This window comes from Granulicatella sp. 572.rep1_STHE (assembly GCF_001073445.1).
Taxonomy (GTDB): Bacteria; Bacillota; Bacilli; order Lactobacillales; family Aerococcaceae; genus Granulicatella; species Granulicatella adiacens.
Genome location: NZ_JVBO01000033.1, coordinates 24,353 through 50,946, shown reverse-complemented (window position 1 = coordinate 50,946; position 26,594 = coordinate 24,353). Strand labels below are relative to the sequence as shown.

Here is a 26,594-nt window from a genome sequence, read left to right as displayed (position 1 = left end):
ATTCGTTTCTTACATTTTTGTCACTTTAAAAATTTCATCAAAAAAGAGGCTCCCTTCGGAAACCTCTTTGAATATTCTTAGACAATTACCGTTTGATAATTCTGAAGTAACTTCTTGAAGTGATTTGATAAACAACGAGATAAACCACCACGAAAATAGCTCCAATCACCATTGTTGCATTTAAGGTAACACTACCGTCAACGCCGAAGAGTTCGATAATCTTACGGTACATCTTAAAGGCGAACGCTGTATGGATGAACGCCATGACTAATGGTAAGAAGAAGACGATGAGTACTTGTCGGTTAATCGATTTTTTAATCGTCTTTTGATCAATTCCCAATTTTTGCAAGATGACAAATCGATCTCTATCTTCGTATCCTTCAGAAATTTGTTTGTAGTAAATGACAAGCGCTGCTCCAATAAAGAAAGCAATAGATAGAAGAGCCCCCACAAAGAGCAAACTTCCCATAAAGCTATATAATTCCTTAGCCGCTTCATTCTTACTAGCTAAGAGCAAATTGCCATTTTTATACTGATTTGCTACCTTTTGGTACGCTTGGAATTCTGCATCTCTTTGTGAAAATTCCGTTGTTGTATCCCACAACGAGTAATACATAGCCTTTCCGACAGAAGGTTCCATAAACTTCATCGGATCTTGGACGATTGCTACATAAATATTATCAGACACATACGGAAGCTGTGGCATTACTTTTTTATACGCTGAGGCATCAATCATTTCTTTGACTTTCAAAGTCGCATTGAATACAACAGACCATGTCTTAACCTCATCCACTTTTGTGACATTCCCTTTGACAAGACCTAGGATGATTTCTTTATCCCCTACCGAATACTTCGTTCCAAATAGGCGATTATACTCGTCGACCGAAATAATGGTCAACATTGCAGCTGGGCTGTCTCCAGAGTGAACCCCTGTCAAATCAAACCCTTTCTCTGTGCGAGAACCAAAACGAAGTACACTTAAATAACTTCTTTCATTAGAAAGTTTCCCTTTTGATTGCGCCTTGATTTGCTGAACGATTTCTGGGTATTTGTTTACTTCTGATTGGTTGATAATATATCCAATTGCAGAATAGGCTGTTGGATAGTTTTGATCTAGTTTTTCAGTCGTTCCTTTTTGTAAAGCCACCGTCGTCGCTAATGTCACTAAAACCATAGTTGATAGTACACACACACTTGCAAGACCTGCAGCATTTTTACGCATACGGAACTTTAAGTTTGAAATCGAGATAAAGTTTGTTGGTTTGTAAAACAACTTTTTATTTTTTTGCAGTAGAGCTAGCAATGCAATTGAACCCGCATCAAATAAAATGTAGGTGGCAATGACTACTAAAAGAACTGCTAAGAAGAAATAAAGAAGTGCTTTAACAGGGGACTCAATGGCTTGAGACATCGTATAAGCAGTTCCTAACATCACAAGACCCACAATGGCACGGAAGGCAACAAAACGACCTTGTTTTTCCCCTTTTTTCTTTTCCTTCAAGAGTTCCAGCGGACGACTCATATATAATCTTGTCGCATTAATAAAGAACACAAGAGCGAAAATAATCGCTAAAGTAAAATATACATAGAAGACACTTCCGATTTGTAACGAATATTCAATCCCGATGGAATATTGAATCAACCCCAATAATAAGGCAAAGGATATACGGTGGAAAATCATTCCAAGAATAATCCCTATCGTAACACTGACAAAAGCAAAGATGACTAATTCAATAAGACTGAGTAATTGAATATTTTTTCGGTCCAGACCCAAGATTCCGTATAGACCGAACTCTTTCGAACGGTTTTTCATCACAAATGCATTCGCATATAAAATGATTACAAGCGATACAATTTGTACAATAATAACCCCGAATTGCAATGTTTTAGCCATCTGGGCACCACCGTTTAAAGTTGCAAGCTCCGGCATTGCAGATAAGGCATGTGTAATATAAAGAACAACAGTTACTAATACCGTTGCTAGGGCATAAGGTAGGTATAACGAATGGTTCTTCCGTAAATTCGTAATCGCCATCGAACGAAGTAAATTAAACATGTGCCTCACCTCTGTTTGCCATCACAGTGAGCGTTTCTGAGATTAATTCAAACATTTGTTGATCCGTTCTGTCTCCACGATACAATTGATTATAAATCAACCCGTCTTTAATAAAGAGCACTCGTTTAGCGCGACTGGCAGCCACGGTACTATGCGTTACCATTAAGATTGTTTGGCCATTTTCATTGATTTTATCGAACAAATCTAATGTGTTGCTAGCTGATTTAGAGTCAAGCGCTCCGGTTGGTTCATCGGCCAGTAGTAAACTTGGATCGGTAATCATGGCACGACCAATGGCTACACGTTGTTGTTGACCTCCTGATAATTCATATGGATATTTTTTTAGTAAATCTTCAATCCCAAGCATTTCCGCAATTGGTTTCACTTTCTTTTCCATTTCTTCTATTGGTCGACGAGCCAATACGAGCGGAAGCACCATGTTGTCATACACCGATAATGTTTCTAATAAGTTGAAGTCTTGGAACACAAACCCAAGATGATCGCGACGAAATTCTGTTAATACTTTGTCTGAGATTTTTTGAATATCTTCACCATTTAGGAGGACTTTCCCTTCTGTTGGACGGTCTAGAGTCGCTAAAATATTTAAAAGCGTTGTTTTCCCTGAACCGGATTCCCCCATGACGGCTACATATTCTCCCTCTTCCACAGAGAAGTTTATATCTTTCAAAGCTGTTACTTCAGTAGCTCCGAATCTTGTTTGATACACTTTTTGTACGTGCTGTACGTCTAATAATGTCATTATTGTCACCTTCATTTTGAATTTGTTAACCATAGTATACCGTAAAAAAATTACAAATTCATGACATTCTACTATTATTTTATGGACTTTCCCCTCTTTGGCTCAAAATCATTAGTGTATCCACTTGCAAAAACGAACGAATTTAAAAAACACTATCTTTATAGTATGCATATTTTACCAATTCACGAACTATTTCATAAAAACGTTTCGTATAGTTTGTTTTTAAAATTGACAATCTTCTTTATTTCTAGTATAGTCTTTATATAACTTATTTGAAACGCTGTGAAAAGAGAGTCAAAAATAGAGCTTACCGCAAACCGAATATCACTCTATTTTTAACGAGGTTTTTGAGCTGATTGTCTGATTTGCTAGGACAATACGGGTTCTCCCGTTACAGAGTTACCGTATAGTTGTACGGAAGTAATCTTCTATAAGAAGACTGTAATGGCGCCACCACAACTTCAACTCGTCCTTTTAGCGTTGGCTAGAAGTGCGGGCTTTTTTTATTTTGTTTCAATGATTGGAGGAATAAACATGGCTGAAGTAGAAAGCTTTACACTCGACCACAACAAGGTCATCGCTCCTTATGTTCGATTAATTGCGAATGAGCACGGAAGAAAAGGAGATGTGATTTCAAATTTTGATATCCGTTTCTTACAACCGAATAAACAAGAAATGCCAACAGGTGTTGTTCATACCTTTGAGCACCTATTAGCCGATCTTTTACGGGACCGCTTAGAAGGAATTATCGACATCTCTCCTTTTGGATGCCGTACAGGATTCCACTTGATTTTATGGGAAGAACGATCACCTGAAGACATTGCTCGCGCATTGAAATCAACGCTAGAAGAAATCGTTGAGAAGATTCAATTCAAAGATATTCAAGGCGTCTCCGCCGTTCAGTGTGGAAACTACCGTGACCATTCATTATTTGGCGCAAAAGAATACGCCAAACAAGTATTGAAACAAGGTATTAGTATCGATCCTTTCGAGAGAAAAGTCATTTAATCACTCATTCAGTAAGAAACATTAGACACCTAGACTGGAGGAACCCCCAATATGAAATTAAAAACGATTGCTAAATCCCTTATCGCTCTCTCTACTGCATTCGTCTTAGGCGCTTGCGGAAATAACACTGCTTCAAGCTCTCAAGCTTCAAAAGGCTCAGAGAGTGAACTTAAAACCGTTAAAATTGCTTCGGTTGGTTCTGATGCGGATATTTGGAGACATATTGCCGAATCTGAACAAGCTAAAAAAGCTGGCCTTAAAATTGAAGTCCAAGAAATTAACGGTGGCGTGCCATTGAACGAGAGTGTGGCTGACGGAACCGTCGATGCCAACGCATTCCAATCCATTGGGTACTTGCAGGGATTTAACGAAGCGAATTCCAACAAACTCGTTCCAATCGGTACGACTTATATCGAACCAATGGGGCTTTACTCTAAGAAGGTGAAAAGTCTAAACGACTTACCAAACGGTGCAAAAATTGCAATTCCAGATAGTCCATATAATGCGACTCGTGCCCTTCGTTTATTAGAAAGCGCAGGACTGATTAAACTATCTAGTTCTTTCAAAGAAGGAACGGGGACTACCAGTGATATCGTTGAAAACAAGAAAAACTTTGAGTTCTTAATGATTGATGATACGACTAGCGTACGTGTCTTAGACGATGCTGATTTAATCGCAATCGGAAACACCATCGCACTTGAAGGTGGATTAAATGTATTAAAAGATGCTTTATTCTATGAAAAAGCGGATGAATCAACCATTACTAGTATTAATGTGATTGTTGTAAAGGCGGAGAATGCCGATAAAGAAGAATACAAAAAATTAGTAGAACTTTACCACGACCCAGAAATCCAAAAATACATTTCTGAACAATTCGCAGGAACTAAGGTAGAAGTAAGTAAACCTATTTCTGAAGTGTGGGGGAAATAATTCATGAAGATTGCGATTGTTGCTGCCATGAAAGAAGAACTCTTTCCGTTTGAAGAGCACTTCTCTCCAGGAAACGTCATCTTTTCAAAAGGGCCTATTCGTATTCTAGAGGTGCATGAGAATCTGATTCTCGTTCAATCTGGTATTGGAAAAGCGAATGCTGCCGCGGCTAGTGCTTGGTTATGCGATAAAGTCCATCCTGACCTCATCATTAACACGGGAACTACAGGAAGCTTTAATCCAGAATTAGGCTTAGCAGACGTGATTGTCTCTACGAAATTTGCCTATAGCGATGTGGATGCGACTGGATTCGACTATGCATGGGGACAAGTTCCTCAAATGCCAGCTGATTACCCTGTCGATGTAAAATTACAACAAAAAGTACTCACGCTTCTTCGCGAACAAGTTCAAAACTTCTCAGTCCATAGTGGATTTATTGCTACAAGCGACTCCTTTATGAGTTCGGTTGATGCGGTTGAGAATATTCGTGCTAAATTGCCGGATATTACAGCCAGCGACATGGAAGCAGCACCGATTGCGCAAGTGGCTAGTTTCTATGATATCCCTGTGTTGAACATCCGTGGCATCAGCGATCATGTAGGTGGAGATGCTCCTGATACTTTCGAGGAAACTCTTGAAAAAGCTTCTCAAAACGCATTCGAAGCAGTACGGATACTCGTTGAAAACTTCTTATAAATTTTCCTAGATATACGCAAACGCTAAACACAAAAAGGAGCCAGGCTAATCGCCTTGCTCCTATTTTGTGTGCTGTATTATTTAATTGCTAGTCGATGCAAAAGAGATATTTAGAAGCAATATTCACGTAAAAGAACAATGAAAAAGAATCAGTTGATTGAAAGAATGGCGAGGCTCAAGCCGGTGCCCCACTATGACTCTTTCAACAACCAACTGATTCTTTAAATTGTTCTTTTATATTGCTGTATTATTTAACTTTCAAAATATCTTCTTTCGCGTGGATAAGCTCTGTAATCAATTGACAGTAAGGTGTTGGAATACCATATTCCTTCCCTTTTCTAGCCACAAAGCCGTTCAAGAAGTCCACTTCAGTAAAGCGGTGGTTTTGAATTAAATCTTGGTGCATTGAAGGATAGTGTCCGCGAACTTTATTAGACGCTGTATACACATAATCTTTCATCGCAGCTGGATCCAAATGCACGCCTTCTTTTTCCGCAACAGCGACAAATTCAGCAATAATTTGCATTACAATCGCTTCTGCTGTTGAAGTATCGAACACTTCGCCGATGTTTGCGTCTAAGATCGCACATGTTGCGTTCATCGTACCATTTACACACGCTTTACGCCATGTTGAGAAATGAACGTCTTCGCTGTAGCTTGCGTTCAAGCCCGCTTTGTCCATCACTTCTACTAATTCTTTAGCAATTGCTACACCACTTGGGTCTGCAGCTTGCATTTCTACCGTACCAGTACCGCCTAAACGCGCTACCCCTGGTTCGATTATACCCGCAGTCCAAATCGTAACCCCCATAATAATGTTTTTACGAGGAACGTATTTTGCCATTGTGTCTTCGTGTCCTAGACCATTTAAAAGACAAAGCACTTTCGTATCTTCGTGGATAATTGGTTTAATCTTCTCGAGCATTTCGCCTAATTTCATTGATTTCGTAAAGGCGATGACCACATCTACTTCTTCTGTTGCTTCTTCTGGTCGAACAATTTTAATGTCAATGGTATCTGTGTTATCTCCATCAACGACTTTCAACCCATTTTTTTGGATAGCTTCGATATGCGCTGGCCATTCATCGATCAGCGTCACCTCTTGTCCTGTTTTTGTTAACATGTAGCCGAAACGGCATCCCATTGCTCCTGCTCCTGCAATCGCGATTTTCATTATAACTCCCCTTTTCTCGTTAAACGGTTAATTTGTAATCTTCTGGTTGAATCCATTTTAACACTTTTTCGAATAAATGAACGAATACGATGTTTAACGCGATTGGCGCAACGACGAAAATAAGCGTCACAATAACGATATTCATCACGCTCCATCCGCCCTCTGCTAAGTTCAACGCATTGATGGGTCCCACTAATCCACTGAACCCAAAACCTGCACTTTGAGGGGTTCCTTGGATGTTCAATAAAGCGGCTAACACACCAAGTACGGCAGATGTACACATCATTGGTAATAAGATTTTTGGTTTTGCTAAAACATTTGCCATTGACATTTTTGGTGAACCGATGAAATGCGCAATCGCAGTTCCTTTTGGATTCACTTTCCATCCCGCAATCGCAAGACCGAAACCAGCCGCACAGATTCCAAGGTTTGCTGCCCCTGAACCTACTCCGCTAAGGCTAATCGCCACGGCAATCCCTACTGTTGTAAACGGAGAAACGATTAACATACAGAAAATAACGGCTAATAATAAACACATAATAACGGGTTGTAATGATAATAGATTTCCAATTCCTTGTCCTAGTAAGGTTGTTAAAGTTTTGATGGTTGGTAACGCAAGACGACCTATTCCACCAACAACGACTAATAAAACCGTTGGAATAACGATAATAGAGTATGCTTTTGCTTTATTGCCAATCCATAAAATGACTGCCGCTCCTAACGCTGCAGTAAGCCCCATCGTAATGATGTCTCCTGTACCACTAAACACAATTCCTTTTACGTCAGGATTGAAATTCGCAACTCCACCTGCAAATAAGACTGCTAGTGCCAACGCTCCTGTTTGAATTGGAGTGAATTTGAAGAATTGACCGACCATCAAACCGATAATTGCCCCCATTAATGTATTGGCCACTTGTGTTGCTTGGATAATCAATTGGCCTTGTGGGAATACTGGAAGGAGTGCCTTCACTAATTCGCCCAGTAGTGCTCCAGGGATAAGAGTAACCACAACGCCTAATGCAAGTGCGTTAAGGACGTTCATCGTGAACTCTTTCCCGCTGTATTTCTTTTGTTCCATAAAGCTTCCACCTTTCATAAGATTGGCTTTATTATAGCATACCTCCGACAGTGCAATGTGATATTTTTAGGTAAAAAATGAAGAAAAACAAAATCCTTCGGCTGATTGGAGTTCTTCATAATGGCTGTAATAGCTGTACCGGCATGAGCCATAGTCTCATTGCCTATTAAGCTTCAAACTGACTCTACAAAATAAATTTTTAGAGTCAGTAATTCACATTAATTACATTCGCTATTACTGCCATTATAGACTCCAATCTCCTACGGCTTTTCATCTGCTATTTTACTTAAAAGCATGCTAGTTCTGCGAAGTATGCCAAGCCAAGCTTATAAAAGCTTCGTTATGATGGGAAGAGTTTCAATAGAAAGAGTACTTTCTAACGGCTTAATGATTAGGTGGGGTTACACTTCGGAACATTACGTTGGTGAAATTATCATATATGGTAATTATCATATATGATAATTTTCAGAATTTAGGCAAAAGAAAAAGGCCGGACAAACTGTCCAGCCCTAGAGTCTTCAAAAATTATAAACCTGGTGCTTCGTTGATTGTTGCTGTAAGCATCCAAACTAATTTTTCTAATGCGCCTTTTGCACCAGTGAAGATATCTTGTGTAACATCGTCGCCTTCTTCGCCAGCTACTTCAATACCTTTTTGGTAAAGGTCGATTAAGTAACGGTATCCTACTAATAAATGACGGATACGGTCTTCCATGCTGTCGCTGTAGTTTCCTTTAGCATCGGCAATCTTAGTGTTTTCAGCAAATTCACGTAATGTTGAATAAGGTGCGCCACCTAATGTGATTAAACGTTCAGATACTTCATCTAATTGAGCGTCTAACAATTCCATATGTTGATCCATTAATGGATGCATTGTTATGAAAGTTGCACCGCGCATGTACCAGTGAGCTTGGTGTACGATTACTGATTGTTGGCTTAAATCAGCCACTAATTGATTTAATACTTGTTTTGTTTGTTCTTTTGACATATCTATTACCTCCTGTTTCTAGTTTAGAATTATTCTAAACTATATATAAAGTATATCCCCATTTTGGAACATTGTCAATAAAAAGATACGAAAAAAAGGGTTAGATTTTTCTAACCCTAACTTAGTTACTATATCCATTCATAAAGTAATTTTTATAATTTAAAAAATATCTTTCCGATAACGCATCATTTTCTCTATATAAACTCTCTGCAATCAGAAAAGATTTTCTAATAGCAGAAACATTATTAGAGTCACATAAAATTACATACGCTGTCGACAACTCCCCACTTGGAACAGTTAATGCAAAACAGTTTGCCATATTAGCTATTCGGAGAAAACCTTTATTAGCAGCAACCTGTATCTTTTTGGTTTTATCATCAAAATGTCCAAAGACAGTATCTCCAAACCCATTCAAATCTACTGGACCTTCTTTACTCACAATAATATCGTATTTCTCCAATAATCTTTTTGCGGTTTCTATTAATGCTAAACGTTCATTATCATATTTCCCTTCAAACGAGCTAACTTCAAGATTCTCGTCCTTCAGCAAATTACAGATGTTTTCGTCATCAACCAGTATTTTCGTTTCTCGATTAGAATTTTCTAAAGCTCTTAAATTTAAGTATAATTCTCGAAGTAACTTTAGATTTTTAGAAATTAAACCTATAGATGGTATAAATGAAATTCCATCGGTCGATACTTTCTCAATTTCTTTTTTTCGTTCTTCTTGAAACAATAATGGATCAATTACAGAAAATAAATTTAAAGAAATCGCCGGGGCTAGAACCGACCCACCACCGTCTGTACCCATTCCTATATCATTTATCCCTAAGAAGACATTGATTGCTGTTCCACTAGAAGAGCCTGTCATAGGTAAACCTGTTATTGGATTCTTTAAATCAGTATCAATAGCACGGCCACCTAAACTAGATTGATCTCGAGTATGCAAATAGTACGAACATTGTTTTAATTTTTCTTCCATCGCATTCGTTAGATATAGACTATTTTTAACTCCAAAATAATACCCATCATGATTAGAAATCTCATCAAAAGCCAAGGGATATACCCTATCTACTGATTTTAACGGATTCTTCATCGCAAGCATTGTTTTATAAGCGTATTTTTGTATTTTTTCCATAGTAAAAACCTATTTTTCAAAAATTCTATTTAAGAAGGAATGTCCATGCTGCGGAGAATCCACATTAAAGTATTCTCCAACAGTAGCAGCAACATCAGCCATAGTATCACGTTCTCCAACATATTTCCCTGTAATACCAGGACTGTGTATCAGAAGAGGGACTCTTTCTCTCGTATGATTACTATGACCTATTGTTGGGTCATTTCCGTGGTCCGCCATCACAATTAAAATATCACCGCTATTTAATTGCGGAAGTAATTCCGCAATACGTTTATCGCTTACTTCTAACCTGTCTGCATATCTCTCTACATCTTCAGCATGTCCAGCTAAATCCGTTTCTTGAATATTTAATGCAATAAATCCATTTTCTATGCTCTTCACTTCTTCCATTAAACAGTCAAACAAATATTCAGAGTCTACACCTGGGAAGAGTCTTGTGCTTGTTGTTTGTATGATATCCGCAATTTTACCTAAGAAAGAGACTGTAATTCCTTTCTTATCTAAAATCGTCGGTATCTGAACATTCTTATCAATTCCATATCCCAAATGAACTACTTGATATCCGTGGTTATAAACTCCTGATTCTGGAGCATCTACACCCGCTATCTTGTCATTCTTCACTTTCCTAGCTCGTAAAAGATTGTCCAGTGTAATTTGTTCTCCCCCAAAAGTGATAACACGCGATACTTGAACAACTTCTCTAACAACATGCCCAATCTTACTTAACTCTTCAAAGCTAATTAAGTCTAAGCAAGCTGAAACATTATAAACTTGTCCATAATCTGTTTCTAAATTATCACCTACTGTTGCTACTTCGTTCACAACAAGAATTTGTAATCCCGGATTTCCAACACGTCTAACTTTATAACCGTATTTTAATAGATTTTTTTCAACTTCATCTATTTTTTCATTAAACGGTTGAATCAACGGAACTTTCGGAGTAGTCCCCATTATTTCTTGATGTCCTAAAAAAGAATCTGCTCCATAATGAGTTAAATTGGCTGTCCCATAATTAGCCGTATCCGAAAATTTATGTTCTCCGACTTCCTCACCAATAGCGTTCATAAGTCCTAATTTTTCTAACGTAGGAATTTTTATATTAGGTTTTGATTGAATGATATGTTTTGCTGTATTACTTCCAACATCTCTAGGTCTTACCTCTACACAATCATCCATTGCTCCTACACCAAAACTATCTAAAACAATGAGAACAAATCTTCCCATTTTTTCACCTTCTCACTTTATTTCCCAAACTATCGTAAATCCCAACTAAATGAGGTTCCGCACTCTGTAATCCTGAAACAATAGCCAAATCGCTGCGAGTAACAAAAATCTGTGTTCTAAAAGAACCAATCACTGTTGCTCCAACTGGATGCTCATTTTTAGTCTCAATATAATAATCAATACTCTCATCTTTCAGAGGAAGAACTGTATCAAAAACAACATTATCTCCATTAACAACTTCCACATTCTCAAAATGTCCTCGTCTATAATATCCACCACCATAAAAATACGAATGGCCATCTAAATTATGAGAGATTTCGCTAACATATACTAAAGCTGGTATTTCTGGCAAATCCAGCACAGCATGAAGCGGAGTGGTTCCCGTCAAAGCATGCCCCGGTTCTCCTTGGTGTCCTCCTAATTTTCGAATTTCTGGTATTGTCACTGAGCAAGTAGCAGATGGCATATTTAAGATTGATTGAATTCCTTCTTTTTCAAGAATTTCTTTTGCTTTTTCTACTGTTTTCATGTTATTGGTTGGAATAATATTTTCTTTACCATCAAATAAAAAACAAGGGAAAGAAGTTAATCCGCCTATCTCTACCCAGTCAGACGCCTCAACAATAGCAATAACCTCATTTAAATCGGACAGATGAAAGCCACCGTATTGGCCATCATAAATATTGTCGCCTTTCTCAATAACTTTCAACAAAAGCTTCTGATGTTTTTTTAATCGATTCGCAACACGAATAATCTGCTGTACTTTCTCAAGTGAGTACACCGTAATGTAATCTGTTCCATAAGAAATGATTTTCTCCAACAAGGCATCCGGAATTTGTACTAGATGTCCCACATTCCCTAAAGACAATCCCTCTTCCATCATCCGTAAAGCTTCTTTATAGTCAACAACAACAGCCTTTTTTATATCTGTATTTTCAGCAAGCGCCCTTGCTATAAATGGATTTCTTCCAATCTGTTTAAGCATATAATAAAGCTCAACATTTTCTTTATTTGCGATTTCAGACATATATTTTGCGTTTTGGATAACCGCATCTAAATCAACCACATAAGTATCTGGGAGGATTTCACCATCTTGATGAAGCTTGACTGCAAAATCGACTAAAGATCGATTTCTTCTATTCACAAGATCAAGAAACATCTTTGTCACCTTCTAACAAATTCAATAAATGAAGATAAATAAACTCTAATTCATTCTCTGAATAAACTTCTTCACCGATATAATTTGATAAGCGGCTCCAAACTTCTTTACATTCAGCAAAATTATGATGGTTATTAACTTCATTTCGAATGATTTCTTCCATTTTGGCATCCAACACTTCATTTTTTCTGCGTCTCGATTCAGCCATCGCTAAATGAATAAGAAATACTTCGACCTTCGTGTCATCATTAATCTTCATTTCATTTCGAAAAAAGTCACTAGCCTTCAATATATATTTTTTTGTATCTTCATCTATAACATCCGCCACTACCAGAACATCTAATTTCTCTTCTAGCATGAACTCACCCCTTTTAATATTGAGGAATCATCTCATTATTTTTCACTTTTTCTTGAATCTCAATTATTTTATCCGCGACTACACTTTGATTAAAAAATGCCCTAAGCGAATCATCATCTTTATGAACTACAACAACTGCGGATGTCATATCATCAATCCACCGATTGTGTTTTAATTTCGAATAGCTTAAATCGGAATAATCTTTATCCATTAATTCATCTAAATTCCAAACACCAACGTCTACAATTCCCTTTCTTAGCGCTGTTAGAATTTGAAATCCAGGCATTTCAACTAATTGAACATTTTTATCTTTTACTACCTCTTCTGTCAGTAGGTATTGGTCGATTGAATTATAATCAATAGCTACTTTCTTGCTTTCAATAGTCTTATCCGTATTTTCACTAGAAAAGACAACAACGTGCTCACTTAAATAACTATTTTCACCGAAATCTAGCGCTATTTCTAATGGTTCACGATTATGAATAGCTTGTTTAGCAGCAAATTTAGAAACAATTGCAAAACGGTAAAACTTACTCGTAACTGCTTTTATTCTTTCTTTAGACCCACGAATATAACCTAAGTTTAATGGAACATGATTATCGCGGAATTCTTCGTAGATTCCAGTTGCTAAACCTTCATAGAGTTTAGAGTATGGCAACGTCATAGTCCCAAGCACCGTTTCTGACAATGCATAAGATTGTAATATTTCATAATTAATTTCTGAAATAAACGAACCTTGGTGTCCTTTGCTGATTAATTTAAAGGCCCCCTCACTTTTTAAATAAGAAATCGCATTTTGAACAGTCCCACGAGCTACTTCTAAATCTTCTTGATATTCAGAAATACTAGGCACCTTATCTCCTACCGATTTCTTTAAAAAATCAGATGCAATAGCATTGATTACTTGACCTTTTTTCATTAAAAACTTTTCTACCATACTCTTCCTCTTATTTATTCTTTCACTTTTTCTATAGATTCTTTCAATATTCTTATAATAGTTTTAGCCCCGGAGCGATTCGGATTAATACGGATCAAACGCTTTTCTGCTGTTGGATCCGCACTTCTAAAAGTGCCGGAAACTCTATAAAACAAAGGGCAAAACTCATATTGAGATTCAGCTCCTACAGGATACGGCAACGCACCTAACTTCGTCGCTTCCTCAATCACCGCTTCAGCAATCGGTTCTTTTAATTCTACAATCAAAACCCTCGATTGAGCATTCACAATAGAGGCTTCTTTAACCATATCTAAAGTCCCCTGATTTAGCGATTCACATACTTCCTCGCCAACTTTAGCGGAAATTGCTTGAGAAACCGGAACATATATCATCCCTTTTAAAACATCTAGAGCTTCATGCCCCTGCACTTGTCCTCCACCGGAGTAGTTTTCTTTCTTCAAACTTTGTAGCGCTTCTGAATTTCCTACTACACAACCTATTCCTTCTGGTCCTAAAAGCTTAAAAGTTGAAAAGCAAGAAACATCCGCTCCATACTGTATCCCTATTTTATCTGTTTTAAAAACAGAATAGTTGTCATCTGTTATCACAAACATATCAGGGCGCAACTCTTTAATTGTTTTTATTACAGTTTCAGCTTCATAAGAATCTGAAGGAAGCTGCCTTGTAATTTGAACTAGCGCCGACGTTATTTCTTTACTTCTAATAATATCTTTCAGAGCATTTAAATCATTAAAGTCCACTTTTTCATATGCGATACCTAACATCTCAAAACTCACATTCGTTGTTGGATAAATAGGTGCATTATGAATTAATATTTTCTTTTTACGGTTAACACCCGCATGTAACGCCAGTCTTATAGCATTTGTTCCTGACCCTCTAACTAACAGCGCTTCGTCGGCGTCAAAAAAGTTTGCTATAACTTTTTCGACCTTTCTTGTATACACAGGTTGATTCAGACCTTTCACTACTCCTAAATCTCCCCTAGTTAAAATTTCATTTCCAGGAAAGACTTTAGTAATCTCATCTACTAACCTGAATTGCATTTCTTGCGCTTCTGCGATTGTTAAACTTTTTAAAGGATAACTTTTCATCTTTTACTCCTTACCAAAAATCGCTTAGGATTTTCCACTAACATTTTACGGATGAATTTGTCTGAGACTCCTCCCTCTCGTAACATTGGAACAAAACAATCTAATAGATAAGAATAACCTATTCCACCTTGATATTCTAGGTTTGACTTCCGCGTAATATCCATAGATAAGAATACCTTATCTTCATAGCCTCTTTTCTCAATTTCTTTTAGCATTTCTACTCGCAATAAGTCCGGTTGGTAATTCTCTTTACCAACAGTATCAAACTCTACATAGACACCTTCATCTAGCATCTTAAGAATATAATTTACATCGCCCGTTAAATCGACATGTCCAATAATGACTCTATCTAAATCTACATTTTCTTTTTTAAAGAAGGCAACTTGTTCATGACCATATGTTCCTAGAGTTGTATGAGTGGTAATCGGAATTCCCAACTCTTTATGAACAATTGACGAAGCAAGAAAAACCTTTTTCTCTCTATCAGTCATCATGTTTTTACTAGTTCCTATTTCACCGATAATTTGCGCTTTTATATTTGTACCGTCAATCCCTTCAAGAATCTCTCTTCGCATTAAATCAGCTAACTCTTCAACACTAGCATCTGTTACAAAATCCGGTAAAAATTTATCTTGATAAAAGCCTGTCGCTTGAATGATATTAATTTTACTAAGCTCAGCAACCTTTTGAACATATAAAGGATTTCTTCTCATATCAAGATTCGTAACATCTACGATGTTACGAACCCCTTTAGCATATAATTTTTTAAATTCTTCTACTGTTTCATCAAAGCAATTTAAATTAGTATCATCAATATTTTTTAATCTAGATAAATCAATAGTCGTATGCTCGTGCATATAAGTAATTCCATCTATGAACGTCATATCAACAATCTCCTATCCAGCAACTGGTGTGAATAATCCAACCATGTAAAGAATATTAACAATAATTCCTAAACTGATTGCTGCAACTGGTCCGATAGCTAGTTCAACGATAGGACTTTTAGCCTTTCTATTTAGAAGAAGCAAGCCGATAACCCAGAAGTATCCAATCCCAGGTGCGATTTTTTCAGATGCAATAGCACCACCAACTAATAAAGCCACTTCTAAGACTTTATTCATTGCTGTACGAATGTGTTCGCCCATTTCACGAATTCCAGGGAATTTATCCAATCCTTTAGCCACTAATGCTAACAATTGAACTTCAACAAACATCAATGCCGCACCGGCAATAAATGCAACTAACGGATTACCATTTAGTAACATCCCCACTACAAATACAAACGTCGCTCCAGCTGGGCTATAAACCCCTGTTACAATTGCTGTTGAGAAGACTAACGGAATAAATCCAATACCTCGAGCAAAAGCAGCTAAAGCAGCTTCACTAATTTTACCTTCTGACAATAATTTGAGAGAAATAGTATCCCCAGCAAGAATCATTAAACTAGTAGAAGCAGATACAAGACCTCCTGTAAGTGATAACCAAAGCCAATTTTTCTTAATTCTATTTACACGTTCTAAGAATACACTCACTAAAGTCTCATTCGAATTACTTCCATCTCCTTTTACTTGCATTGCAAATACAATCATGAAAATCATACCTACAAGTAAAGACATTCCTTCTGCACTTAGTTTAATGGTAGTCGCTTCTAATTTAATCGTTCCAAATTGTTTGACTGTAAACAATGCTAATAAAGTCGCTAATAGAGTGATTGCTGCTTTTTTAAATCCATGTTGGCTTGCAATCGCAATTGCAGGGAAAATACTAAACCCTACGATAATAGGCGATCCTACAGAAGATAGTGCAGGCATAAAGTTCACAGGTAGCATATTGAACAAATCAACTACAGCTTGTAAACCTAACACAAGTCCCACACCATAGAGTGCTCCAACTACTCCTGATACAACCATCCCGATTTTTCCTTCTGGAGCCCAAGAACCGATAATATCTGTCATCAATAAAATACTATGCACTAAAATAATGGAAGCCCCAATCGATACTGGAATACCAAATCCGATAACCAATCCAAAACTCAACGCAAAACTTGTTGCTGCTAATTCCTTTTTACCAATCTTCTTTTCTAAATATTCTGGAAGAATTGGTCTTAACCCATCATTAAAAACAGCGATTCCTTTATTCGCTAGAATCGAACACAATGCGCCTAGCAACGCAATAACTATTAATTCTAAAGTTTTATCCATCGTCTTTCCCTCTTTTTCTATTAAATTTTATTTAGTTCTTCCATGATAATTGGGATAACATCATTTTTATGTTGCGCTGTAAATCCAAATGCTTTCTTTCCACTTCGAACATTTTCCCTAATTTCTTCTTCTGGCATTATTTTTCCAGGCATCGAAACTGTCACACAATTATCTCTTCCTAAAAGAGCTAGCGCCATCGCCAAAGCTCCTCCCCCGCCAGTGTTGCAAGCTCCAATATAATAATCAGCTGTCCCAGATTTAATAGCCATCGCAGCATCCAAATCACTCTTCACTTCCACGCTATCTTCTGGCAAACCATACTGAAGTACTAAAGCTTTTACTTCCTCTTTATCAATTTGACCACCAACTACAATTTTTTTCATCTAACATCCTCCTCTATTTTTCACTTAAAAATTCATTATGGACTGCATAATTGACTGCGCTAGCAAAATCGTGTGTGTTACTATAATTTCCAGATTTTTGTTGTCCATTATTCATTTTATTGGTCAGAACAATTACTACTATCTTATTTTTTGGAGAAATTGTTACATAAGTGCCCGTAAATCCATTGTGTCCAATCGCATCTTCCGCCAAAGATTGCATCCACCCAGCATTCTTTAAATATCCATAAGATTGAATTGAACCTGATTTTGTTTTAAACACGTCTTGTAAGAATAGTTCCACGGTTTTTTCGTCATATAGAACCGTATCTCCTCGTTTTCCTTTATCTACTAAAACTTGATATAAGGTTGATAAATCAGTAGCAGTAGAAAACAACCCTGCGTGACCAGCATATCCTTCATTTGCCATAAAAGCATTCCCATCATTCACTTCACCTTGGAGCTCGTAATTACGCCATCCATTGAACTTTTCGAACGCTTCTTTATCTGCTGTCATGTCATATCCAAATTTAGGGAAATTTACCTCATCGATCATCATCTTTTCAAAAGGATTTCCGTATGAAGTTACCGCAATTTTTGATTTATCAACACCATTTTTAGTTGGGTTAAACATCGTATTTTTCATTTCAAGCGGTTCATAAATCGTTTTAGCAACATATTTGTCAAATGCTTCTCCTGTAATTTTTTCTGCAATAAACGCTAAAGTCATATAGCCTAAATCACTGTACTTATACTCTCCAGGTTTAAATTCTAACTTTTGATCTTCAATGTATTTCAATGTATCTTGTCGATTGTTTGAATATAAATAAATTGCTTTCCATTGTGGAAGACCGGATGTATGACTGAGTAATTGACCAATTGTTACATCTTCTTTTCCATTCTTTCCAAATTCAGGTAAATATTTCGTTACCTTATCATCTAGCTTCACTTTTCCTTCATATACTAAATGCATAAAAACTTGAGTTGTCGCACTAATTTTTGTAACTGAGGCTAAATCAAAGAGCGTATCATCAGTAACTGCAGAAGGATTTTCAATCTTTTCAGCAGGATTCTTCGAAAAATCAAACGCTTGAATCGTTCCATAGCTCTTTTTAAAAACTATTTTTCCATCTTTTAAAACAACAATTTGCGCTCCAGGAGTAGCTTTAGGGTTTGTTTCTGCTAATTGGCTTTTCACATAAGAAAAAGCAACTGCGTCAATTGCTTTTTCAAGAGCTTTTGACGACTCATTGTTTTCTTTATTCTCAGCCACAACTGTTGTTTCTGAACTTTGAGGAACTGCTTTATTTGAACATCCTACTAATCCTAATGCACATACTACAGAGCTAATCATTAACACTTGCTTCTTAAATTTTTTTAACATCATAACTCCTCCGTTCAATATACATTTTTTTGTACAATAGAAACTATCTTCACTTAAACAATCATAAAAAGCACCCCCATTTATGAAAATACACTTTTTTGTACCTTATCTATACGCCAAGTATAATACTATCTTAATTTTTTGTAAACCCTTTCTTTAGATAAATTCTGCCATTTATAATACTTAATCATAAAAAAAGGCGCTTCTCTTTCGAGAGCGCCAGAAGCTATTTATATTATTTTTTCGCTAAGTCAGTAATGTAGTCGAAGAAGGCATCGCGGTCGACGTGGTAGACAAGGTCGACTGGGCGGCCATTTTCGGCTTTGACGGTACGGCCACGGCTTGCACCGGCAACAATCACGTCACTGTTTACCACAGAACGTTTGACAAGGTCTTCTTTCCCGAATGAAGCGGTCGTTAACACGTCCCATAGGAAGTATGTTGAGTTCGTTACGTAGTGAGTAAGAGGAGGCACGATGGCGTAACATTGCCCTAAGAAGTCAACGCCTTCGATGGCACGTTCTTTTGCCCAACGGTCGCGAACATCAAGAGATAATGGCACCATGTTTGTACTTTCAAGCGCCACAAGTTCGATTTGGATGCCTGACTCCCAAACGCGTTTTGCTGCAAATGGATCCCAGTACACGTTCCACTCTGCTGTTCCGTCGTGTTCAGGGTCTTCCACGTTCCCCATATCAAGGAAGGTTCCACCCATCCAGTAAAGTTTACCGATGTTTTCTTCGATGGTTGGGTCTTGGTCTAACGCACGAGCTAAGTCTGTTAAGGGTCCTACGAATACAAGGTCCACTTTCTCCTCCGATTCTTTTAAGGCACGGATTAAATCTTCGTGCGCTTTTAATGGTGAATCTTGCACCGTAATTGGTTTATGTTCGTTTAAGATTGGAAGTGCGTCCACTGTGAAGGCATGCATTCTCCACTCTTTCGGGAATGGGTTCACAGGGCGTGAATCTGAAGAAGCGACTTTCAATTGTTTGTCCTTTTCAGAACCGAACTTATGAATAATCTTCTTGCTGGCTTCCACCGCTGGTAATAAATAGCAGTCCGCTTCAATAACGCCGACCCCTACTAATTCCACGTCTTCCATTTTTAATAGTAAATATAATGATACTAAATCATCCACGCCACCATCGTGGTTTAAATAAACTTTACGCATTTATGAGTTACTCTCCTTTAAAATGGTTTTCTTGCACGGTTTATTATATCTAAAAACGAACGATAAATAAACTATTTTTATTTAACGTTTGGTTTTGTTTTCGGATGCATTCGTTCTTAGTTTATGTTAAACTATTTTTAATTATTTTTTAATGTTAGGATGTGGTTCCATGAAAAAGAAATTCATAGATATTATCATTATCGGTTTTGCTCTGTTTGCCATCTTCTTTGGAGCTGGAAATTTAATTTTCCCACCTTATCTAGGAGTGACTGCAGGAGAAAATTGGGGAACTGCAACCCTTGCATTTTTAATCAGTGACCCACTATTATCGATTATTGCCGTAATGGTTGTGGCGGCTCTTGGCGGAAGCGCACTAAACGTCGGACGTAGAGTTCATCCACTTTTTGCCAGCGCCCTTGCCGCAATCTGCGTTCTTTTAATCGGACCGATTTTCGCAGTTCCACGTACCGGAGCGTCCACGCACGAAATCTTCGTACAATCGTATTTCCCAAGCGCACCACAATGGATCACTTCGCTCGTCTTCTTCGGAATCGTTCTTTGGATTACGTATAAAGAAAACTCCGTAATGGATGCTATCGGAAAATACTTAACACCGATTCTTCTATTTATCCTCTTCTTGATTTTTGTCGGAGCCGTTCTTCAACCAAATGCAAGCTTTGCTGCAACGGATAGAACCGGACTCTTCGCACAAGGATTTAAAGAAGGCTATCAAACCATGGACGTACTCGGAGCGCCCCTCTTAGCCGGAGTGGTCATGAAAGATATTACGCGCCGTGGGTATTTAAACAAAAAAGACCAATTCAGAATGATGTTCGGCGTTGGAATCGTGGCGTTCATCTTACTCGCATTAGTGTACTCGACACTAGCGTACAGCGGAGCCAGCATGAGAACTGTCATCGATTCAACTGCGCAACGTGCCGCAATGCTAACAACCATCGTGAAGAACTTACTCGGATCATGGGGACAACTCGCGATGGGACTGGCCGTCTGCTTCGCCTGCCTCACAACGGCGATTGGACTGACAACCACTTGCGGTCAGTATTTCGAAGAAGTGTCTAAAGGGAAAATCTCCTACAAGAAAACAATTCTTGTCACTGTAGCAGTAGAATTCATCATCTCACTTGTCGGGGTAGATTCACTCATCAACTTAGCCGTTCCAGTGTTGACATTTATCTTCCCGATTATGATTGCCTTGATTCTCTTCTCTGCCTTCGATAAATACGTCCCATACGATTGGACGTATCTTGGAGCCGTAGTTGGAGCCGGAATCGTCGGCCTCGTACAAGGAATCAATACTCTCTCGCAACTTTTAGGCGGAAACCTACTCGAAGACGCAGTCACATGGATTGGCACCTTCCCACTAGCCACATACGGACTTGAGTGGATTGTCCCAACCTTCGCCGGCGCCATCCTCTTCACTATCGCCGCCACCATTCTAAAACCAAAACAACTCGAATTCGAATAAAAAAACGGAGCCTCACAGCTCCGTTTTTTTTACTATTTGTATAGAATTTTCAAAAAAATAATGCTCCCACTACAAACTGTAGTATTTTTCATAAAAAAAGTTTATAATAGTTTCTATGAAGATTATTAAATGACTAAAGGAACTAGGAAAAATATTATTAACGCATTTTTGAGACTGGCTTTTAAATTTCCAAATCAATCGCTTTTTTCGTTTCCTGAGATTGCAACTGAGGCATGTATCGCAAGATAAACAATTTATAAAAAGCATTTTAATAACCCAGAAGAATTAAAATCATATCATTTAACATTACCTAAAGAAATGTTAAATGATATATTTGTGACCATGATTTTAGCAACTATACAAGAACTACTATCTACATATTTTGAATTTTATCTAATATTCTTTCAAAAATCCCCCTAAAGGAGAGGTATCTAAAATGTTCATTCAATATCTTATTAATCAATCTAAAAAACCTAGTGGTATTGTAGGCCAGGTGATTGCGAAAATTTGGACTTCCTATTTTAAAAAGCTTAGCCTTTGGACAATAAAACAAACTACAATTATAGATAATAGTCGAGTTTTAGAAATCGGCTATGGAGGTGGCAGCACCATCAAAAATCTCCTTGCTTTGAATAAGCATCTTGAAATTCATGGCATTGACATTTCTAAGGAATCTTATCAAGTTGCAAAACGAATTAATTCAGATGCTATACAAAATGGTGATGTTCATCTTAGGATTGGAAATGTAGACGCGCTACCTTATCAAAATGACTACTTTGACCTTGTATTTGCCATTCAAACACATATTTTCTGGGATGATTTAAAAAAAGGCTTTCTGGAGATCTATCGGGTCATGTCTAGCCACTCCACTTTAATTATTGCTTGCGAAAAAGAAAAAATAAATTATCATATGCCAGAATATACTGCAACTCATGCGTTGGATAATATTTTAAAAAATGTTGGCTTTGCAAAAATTGAAGTGAGGCAGAATCAAAATTGGGTTTTATACATTGTGTATAAAGCTATCAGCGTTGATGCTGATTAATTTATAGTTATTTAATAGAGTTATTTTCTTCCATTTGTCAAGTCTATCAAGGCTTTAAGTAAAGAAAGAGATAAGACAGTAGCTATTCTGGCTCTCTGTCAACTGTAGCGGGTGACGAAAAGCTAACATCTAGATAGGTACTGATAGGGAGCCCACTGAGAAAGTCATCAATCGATGGCTTCTTTTATTATACTAAACTCGAGGTGATTATACGCTTGATAATCTGTCAGCTTGATTGGGATATGGGAATTATCATACGCTATGCCTTCAAGTCTGTGGCATAAAAAGAAGCAAAGAAAAAAATCTACAGCTCTCCTCTTAAAAAAAGGAGGGTTTGTATCTGTCAGCTTGATTGGGATATGGGAATTATCATACGCAACACCTTCAAGTCTGTGGAAGCTTTGCGGTGACGAACGGAATCCACAGCCGCCCCTCTCTTTAAAAAGGACGGTTTGTATATCGTTGCCTTGCAGTATATGCGAACCCTGCTCCAAATGCAGAACCCCAAGTCTGTGGCATAAAAAGAAGCAAAGAAAAAAATCTACAGCTCTCCTCTTAAAAAAAGGAGGATTTGTATCTGTCAACTTGATTGGGATGTGGGAATTATCATACGCTGTGCCTTCAAGTCTGTGGAAGCTTTGCAGTGACGAACGGAAAAACTTGCGGATCAATCATAGTAGTTGTACGGAAAAGCAACCAATGCGAAATAGAGCCACAAGGCAATTGATTGCCCTGTGGCTCTTTGAGGCTTGGTAGGATTGAGACCTAGGCTCAATCCGGTGCCCGACTAACTACTATAATTGAAATATCCGCAAGGATTTTTGACGTTCGTCACAAAAGCAAAGCTTTCCCTAGTCCACAGACTTGAGGGCTTCTAGCATATCGATGCGTTGGAGGAGATGGTTCACCATATACCCTAGCGCAACCAAGATGACAATCACAATCACACTTGGCAACACATATACAAACCATCCGACCACGGGATTAAACATAACAAACCCCGGCGCCACCGTCTCAATAATCACCCTATGCAGTACTCTCCCAAATAGCAATCCCACAACAATCCCAATCACCGATAATAAAATCGTTTCACGGTAAATATACATCGTCACTTCTTTGTTCAAGAAACCGAGTACCTTAATCGTTGAGAGCTCGCGAATCCGTTCGGCTACATTGATGTTGGTTAAGTTATATAGGATTACAACCGCAAGTAAAATCGACACAGCCGTTAAAATCATCATAACGCGACTCAATGAACCAACAATCGTATTGATACGACTCACCATGGACGTGTTTTGCACAACGGCTTTCACCCCGTTAAGAGCCATTAAGTCTGCTGCGGCTTTTTGTACGCTAGAAGCATCTTTGTCTTTGAACTGAACAAAGATGGCGTTGTCAGTTGGCATCTCTCCATAAGCCTTAGCGTACACTTCTGGGGTCATGATGACGAAGTGGCCAGCGTACATTTCTACGATGCCTCCAACCGTTAACGTCACATCCTCACCGTCCTTATTTGGAAGCGTAAAGGTGTCGCCTGTTTTCACGTTCAAGAGTTTAGCCAATTTCTCGGAAATCAACGCGCCACCCTCTGGAAGTGTCACAGCTTTCTTCGTCTTCGCATCATTCAAATGAAGATACGAAGAAAGGTTTTCCTCTTGTCCAACTAGTACGGTTATAGACTGTTCATCGTCCACGCCTGGCACTTCACGTGTTACCGATTCGCTATAGACATGGCTAAAGGCCGTCACGTTTGAAGAGGTTAAATAGTTTTGTAATGCTGTTTGTTCGGAACCCGTCAACACGGACTCTTTTGACACAATCGCATCATAGGTAATCAATTCCTTGAACTGACGATCCGCAATTCCATCGAGAGACCCGAGAATACCACGTCCTGCAAATAGAAGCGCCACGCTCCCAGCTACCCCGAAAATCGTCATGAACATCCGTTGTTTATAACGGAAAATATTCCGCGCCGTTACCTTATGCGTGAAGCTGAGGCGATTCCAAATGAACGGAATACGCTCGAGAAGAATCTTCGACCCAGCCACTGGAGCTTTCGGCAAGAGAAGCGCTGAAGCTTGCTCATGAAGTTCACGGCGGGCAATCCATAATGGAGGTACCACGCTACAGATAAGCGAGCAAATAATCGCAATTACGGCGATGAGTGGATGGAAATTCAACTGGATACTTGGCAATACGGTATCCTTCATCAAGGTCGCACCTAAAGCACTTGGCAATGCATACGTCCCAAGTAAAATCCCAAGAACAGTTCCAGAGACCCCTGCCGTAAATCCATAGACAGCAAATTTCTTCATCACGTCTTTCGTTTCATACCCTAGCGCCTTCAACACTCCGGCGTTGATTCGTTCTTCGTTTACAAAACGCGTCATCGTCGTTACCGTTACAAGCGCAGCCACGGCATAGAGCACAATCGGGAAGAGGTTCCCCACCGACGTAATGCCTTCCGCTGTCGTCTTCATATTGAAGAATCCTTCGCTTCCAAGCATCGTCGAGCGCGTGTAGACGGAGTACTTCGGTTTCGTGAGTTTTGAAACGTCTACTTTCGCCTTTTCAAGGTCCGATTCCGCCTTCTGGATATCCTTGTCGGCTGATTCTTTCTTCTCGTTGTACGTTTCTTCGCTTTCTTTTAGCTGCGTTTTGGCATCCGCGAGTTTAGCTTCGCCGTCCGCTAACGTTTTCTTGGCTTCGGTTAGTTTCGCCTTGCCTTCTTCTAAAGTACCAGCGTTGGCCTCAAAAGTTGCTACTCCTTGGCGGTATTGTTCTAGCCCATCGACGTACTGGCTGTAGCTAGCGTAATACTTGGCTAGGCCTTGTCGGTATGCTTCTTGCCCTGCGAGTAATTGTTGTTTCTTCGATGCAAGTTCGGCTTCAGCATTTGAAATGGCCGTTTGACCCGCTGTGAGTTCTTGTTCTTTTTGAGTGAGCACTTGTTCTTTTGCCGTAAGCGTCGCCTCTGCTTGAGTAAGCTGGGCTTCTGCTTGCGTTAAAGCCGTCTCCATCGCTTGAAGGCTTGCCTCGGTAATGCCTCGCTCCGCAGCAGCAGTTGGGTCGCTAGCTAGAAGCGCCTTTCCTTGCGCTAAGGCTGTCTTCTTCGCTTCGAGGTCTGCTTTACCCGCTTCTAGTTGTGCTTTTGCCTGCGCTAATTGCGTCTTGCCGGCTTCAAGTTGCTCCTGGCCACTTGCGAGTTCTTCTTTTTTTGCAGCCAGTTGCGTCTGGGCTTCCGTTAGCTTGTTACTAGCATCATCCAACTGTTCTTTCTTCTGGGCTAAAGTCGCTACCGCTTGTTCGATTTGCACACGGGCACTTTCGAGTTGTTCGCGGCTTGCTTGCAGCTGGCTCCAAGCCTCGTTTAGCTTTGCGTCTCCTGATGCAATCGTTGCTTCGTTGTCAGCTACTTCTTTTTGCCCGTTTGCAAGCGTCTTTTCATTCTTTTCGATTTCACTCTTACCATCTGCTAATTTCTTCCCGGCATCCGAGAGTTGCGTCTTGGCATCGGTTATTTTTTCTTTACCTTCTGAAATCTTATCGTCGGCCGTCGTCTTCAATGCGTCTAAGCGCACCGTTCCATTGTCGGCCAACTTTTCTTCTAGCGCCTGTTGCAACTGCGCCACCTTATCTGCATACTCACGACTCGTTGTTTTCCATTTACGTAAATCCGGATAACGAAGTCTGGCAATCGTATACACTTCAGAATCGAAGGTGTCTTTTGGCACTACGGCAAACCCGCTAAGGTCCCCGCTTCCCGCACTCGATACACCTTTAATCGTCTTCGAAAGGAGCTCGCTAGAGTTCACAAAACCAGTAATCGTAAATTCATGCTCTTTTAATAGAGTAGAACTTCCGGATTCATTCAATCGAATCGTGTCGCCAATCTTGTACTGATCCGCCATCGTTTGGGCAAGCGCCACTTCGTTTGATTTTGTTGGCAACTCACCACTCACCAATTCGAACGTTGAAATATCTGTCGTCTGAGAGAACACACGTATCGCGTTCGGAGTATCGCCAATCACCGTATCGGCAAAATAACCAAACTCCACATCAGCGTTCTCTTGTTTGATCTCGGCTTGGTCTTCGCCGCTTAATCCGTATCCCGCCACCACAAATAAATCGGCAGCGTTGGACTGTTCCATATAGCTGTTCAAGGTGTCTTCAATATCCGGCCCTGATACTTTTAGGCCCACAAGAGCAAATGCCCCTAGCATCATGAGTAACATAATCGAAAGGAAGCGTCCCTTCGACTGGCGAAGCGAGTTTCTTATATCCTTGTTTAATGTCTTCTTAGTCAC

The 26,594-nt window shown here is 38.9% G+C and carries 22 protein-coding genes; 5 read left to right on the top strand and 17 right to left on the bottom strand.

Going from position 1 to position 26,594, the window contains the following annotated elements:
- Positions 1 to 85: 85 nt before the first annotated feature.
- Both ADH99_RS07875 and ADH99_RS07870 read right to left on the bottom strand, forming a co-directional pair.
- Positions 86 to 2,056, bottom strand: a complete 1,971-nt coding sequence (locus ADH99_RS07875; protein ID WP_049554867.1) for an FtsX-like permease family protein — start codon at positions 2,054 to 2,056, stop codon at positions 86 to 88.
- Positions 2,049 to 2,816: an ABC transporter ATP-binding protein gene (locus ADH99_RS07870; protein WP_049554868.1), complete on the bottom strand. Its 768-nt coding sequence runs from the start codon at positions 2,814 to 2,816 to the stop codon at positions 2,049 to 2,051. The genes ADH99_RS07875 and ADH99_RS07870 overlap by 8 nt, the downstream gene beginning before the upstream one ends.
- 534 nt (positions 2,817 to 3,350) lie before the next feature.
- Here ADH99_RS07870 and ADH99_RS07865 point away from each other — a divergent pair.
- From ADH99_RS07865 to ADH99_RS07855, 3 genes are read left to right on the top strand one after another with little or no spacing between them, the layout of a single operon-like run.
- Positions 3,351 to 3,824: an S-ribosylhomocysteine lyase gene (locus ADH99_RS07865; RefSeq protein WP_049554911.1), complete on the top strand. Its 474-nt coding sequence runs from the start codon at positions 3,351 to 3,353 to the stop codon at positions 3,822 to 3,824.
- Between the two features lie 51 nt (positions 3,825 to 3,875).
- Complete coding sequence (locus ADH99_RS07860) at positions 3,876 to 4,754, top strand: MetQ/NlpA family ABC transporter substrate-binding protein (RefSeq protein WP_049554869.1); 879 nt, start codon at positions 3,876 to 3,878, stop codon at positions 4,752 to 4,754.
- Between the two features lie 3 nt (positions 4,755 to 4,757).
- On the top strand, positions 4,758 to 5,450 hold the full coding sequence (locus ADH99_RS07855) for a 5'-methylthioadenosine/adenosylhomocysteine nucleosidase (RefSeq protein WP_049554870.1): 693 nt from the start codon (positions 4,758 to 4,760) through the stop codon (positions 5,448 to 5,450).
- 247 nt (positions 5,451 to 5,697) lie between these two features.
- On the opposite strand, the gene ADH99_RS07850 is transcribed toward ADH99_RS07855, so the two are convergent.
- From ADH99_RS07850 to ADH99_RS07785, 14 genes are all read right to left on the bottom strand, one after another.
- Positions 5,698 to 6,624, bottom strand: coding sequence for a 2-dehydropantoate 2-reductase (locus ADH99_RS07850; protein WP_049554871.1), 927 nt, complete (start codon positions 6,622 to 6,624; stop codon positions 5,698 to 5,700).
- 19 nt (positions 6,625 to 6,643) lie between these two features.
- Positions 6,644 to 7,702 carry a PTS transporter subunit IIC gene (locus ADH99_RS07845; RefSeq protein ID WP_039848954.1) on the bottom strand — a complete coding sequence of 353 codons (1,059 nt, stop codon included), beginning with the start codon at positions 7,700 to 7,702 and terminating at the stop codon, positions 6,644 to 6,646.
- Positions 7,703 to 8,227: 525 nt separating this feature from the next.
- Positions 8,228 to 8,689: a Dps family protein gene (locus ADH99_RS07840; RefSeq protein ID WP_049554872.1), complete on the bottom strand. Its 462-nt coding sequence runs from the start codon at positions 8,687 to 8,689 to the stop codon at positions 8,228 to 8,230.
- A gap of 121 nt (positions 8,690 to 8,810) precedes the next feature.
- Positions 8,811 to 9,827 (bottom strand): amidase family protein, encoded by a 1,017-nt coding sequence (locus ADH99_RS07835; protein WP_049554873.1) that lies wholly within the window; start codon positions 9,825 to 9,827, stop codon positions 8,811 to 8,813.
- 9 nt (positions 9,828 to 9,836) lie between these two features.
- The gene (locus tag ADH99_RS07830; RefSeq protein ID WP_049554874.1) at positions 9,837 to 11,051 is read right to left on the bottom strand and encodes a phosphopentomutase; all 1,215 of its coding nucleotides are present in this window, start codon (positions 11,049 to 11,051) and stop codon (positions 9,837 to 9,839) included.
- Positions 11,052 to 11,055: 4 nt separating this feature from the next.
- Positions 11,056 to 12,210 (bottom strand): alanine racemase, encoded by a 1,155-nt coding sequence (locus ADH99_RS07825; RefSeq protein WP_049554875.1) that lies wholly within the window; start codon positions 12,208 to 12,210, stop codon positions 11,056 to 11,058.
- Positions 12,200 to 12,568 (bottom strand): hypothetical protein, encoded by a 369-nt coding sequence (locus ADH99_RS07820; protein WP_049554876.1) that lies wholly within the window; start codon positions 12,566 to 12,568, stop codon positions 12,200 to 12,202. Before ADH99_RS07820 ends, ADH99_RS07825 begins: the two co-directional genes overlap by 11 nt.
- A gap of 13 nt (positions 12,569 to 12,581) precedes the next feature.
- Complete coding sequence (gene yhfZ, locus ADH99_RS07815; RefSeq protein WP_049554877.1) at positions 12,582 to 13,505, bottom strand: GntR family transcriptional regulator YhfZ; 924 nt, start codon at positions 13,503 to 13,505, stop codon at positions 12,582 to 12,584.
- A 14-nt stretch (positions 13,506 to 13,519) separates the two neighbouring features.
- Entirely contained in the window at positions 13,520 to 14,617 is a 1,098-nt protein-coding gene (locus tag ADH99_RS07810; RefSeq protein WP_049554878.1) for an aminotransferase class V-fold PLP-dependent enzyme, read from the bottom strand.
- Positions 14,614 to 15,501: a phosphotriesterase family protein gene (locus ADH99_RS07805; RefSeq protein WP_049554879.1), complete on the bottom strand. Its 888-nt coding sequence runs from the start codon at positions 15,499 to 15,501 to the stop codon at positions 14,614 to 14,616. The genes ADH99_RS07810 and ADH99_RS07805 overlap by 4 nt, the downstream gene beginning before the upstream one ends.
- Before the next feature lie 12 nt (positions 15,502 to 15,513).
- Positions 15,514 to 16,818 (bottom strand): YhfT family protein, encoded by a 1,305-nt coding sequence (locus tag ADH99_RS07800; protein ID WP_049554880.1) that lies wholly within the window; start codon positions 16,816 to 16,818, stop codon positions 15,514 to 15,516.
- 20 nt (positions 16,819 to 16,838) lie between these two features.
- The gene (locus ADH99_RS07795; RefSeq protein ID WP_005606212.1) at positions 16,839 to 17,201 is read right to left on the bottom strand and encodes a DUF2620 domain-containing protein; all 363 of its coding nucleotides are present in this window, start codon (positions 17,199 to 17,201) and stop codon (positions 16,839 to 16,841) included.
- Positions 17,202 to 17,214: 13 nt separating this feature from the next.
- The gene (locus tag ADH99_RS10185; protein ID WP_198408242.1) at positions 17,215 to 18,582 is read right to left on the bottom strand and encodes a serine hydrolase domain-containing protein; all 1,368 of its coding nucleotides are present in this window, start codon (positions 18,580 to 18,582) and stop codon (positions 17,215 to 17,217) included.
- 235 nt (positions 18,583 to 18,817) lie between these two features.
- Complete coding sequence (locus ADH99_RS07785) at positions 18,818 to 19,756, bottom strand: nucleoside hydrolase (protein WP_049554881.1); 939 nt, start codon at positions 19,754 to 19,756, stop codon at positions 18,818 to 18,820.
- A gap of 169 nt (positions 19,757 to 19,925) precedes the next feature.
- On the opposite strand from ADH99_RS07785, the gene brnQ reads away from it, so the two are divergent.
- Together brnQ and ADH99_RS07775 are read left to right on the top strand one after the other, a co-directional pair.
- Entirely contained in the window at positions 19,926 to 21,242 is a 1,317-nt protein-coding gene (gene brnQ / locus ADH99_RS07780; protein ID WP_049554882.1) for a branched-chain amino acid transport system II carrier protein, read from the top strand.
- Positions 21,243 to 21,678: 436 nt separating this feature from the next.
- Positions 21,679 to 22,287 carry a class I SAM-dependent methyltransferase gene (locus ADH99_RS07775; protein WP_048782208.1) on the top strand — a complete coding sequence of 203 codons (609 nt, stop codon included), beginning with the start codon at positions 21,679 to 21,681 and terminating at the stop codon, positions 22,285 to 22,287.
- A gap of 851 nt (positions 22,288 to 23,138) precedes the next feature.
- Here the strand turns inward: ADH99_RS07775 and ADH99_RS07765 are convergent.
- Positions 23,139 to 26,594: an FtsX-like permease family protein gene (locus ADH99_RS07765; protein ID WP_065427304.1), complete on the bottom strand. Its 3,456-nt coding sequence runs from the start codon at positions 26,592 to 26,594 to the stop codon at positions 23,139 to 23,141.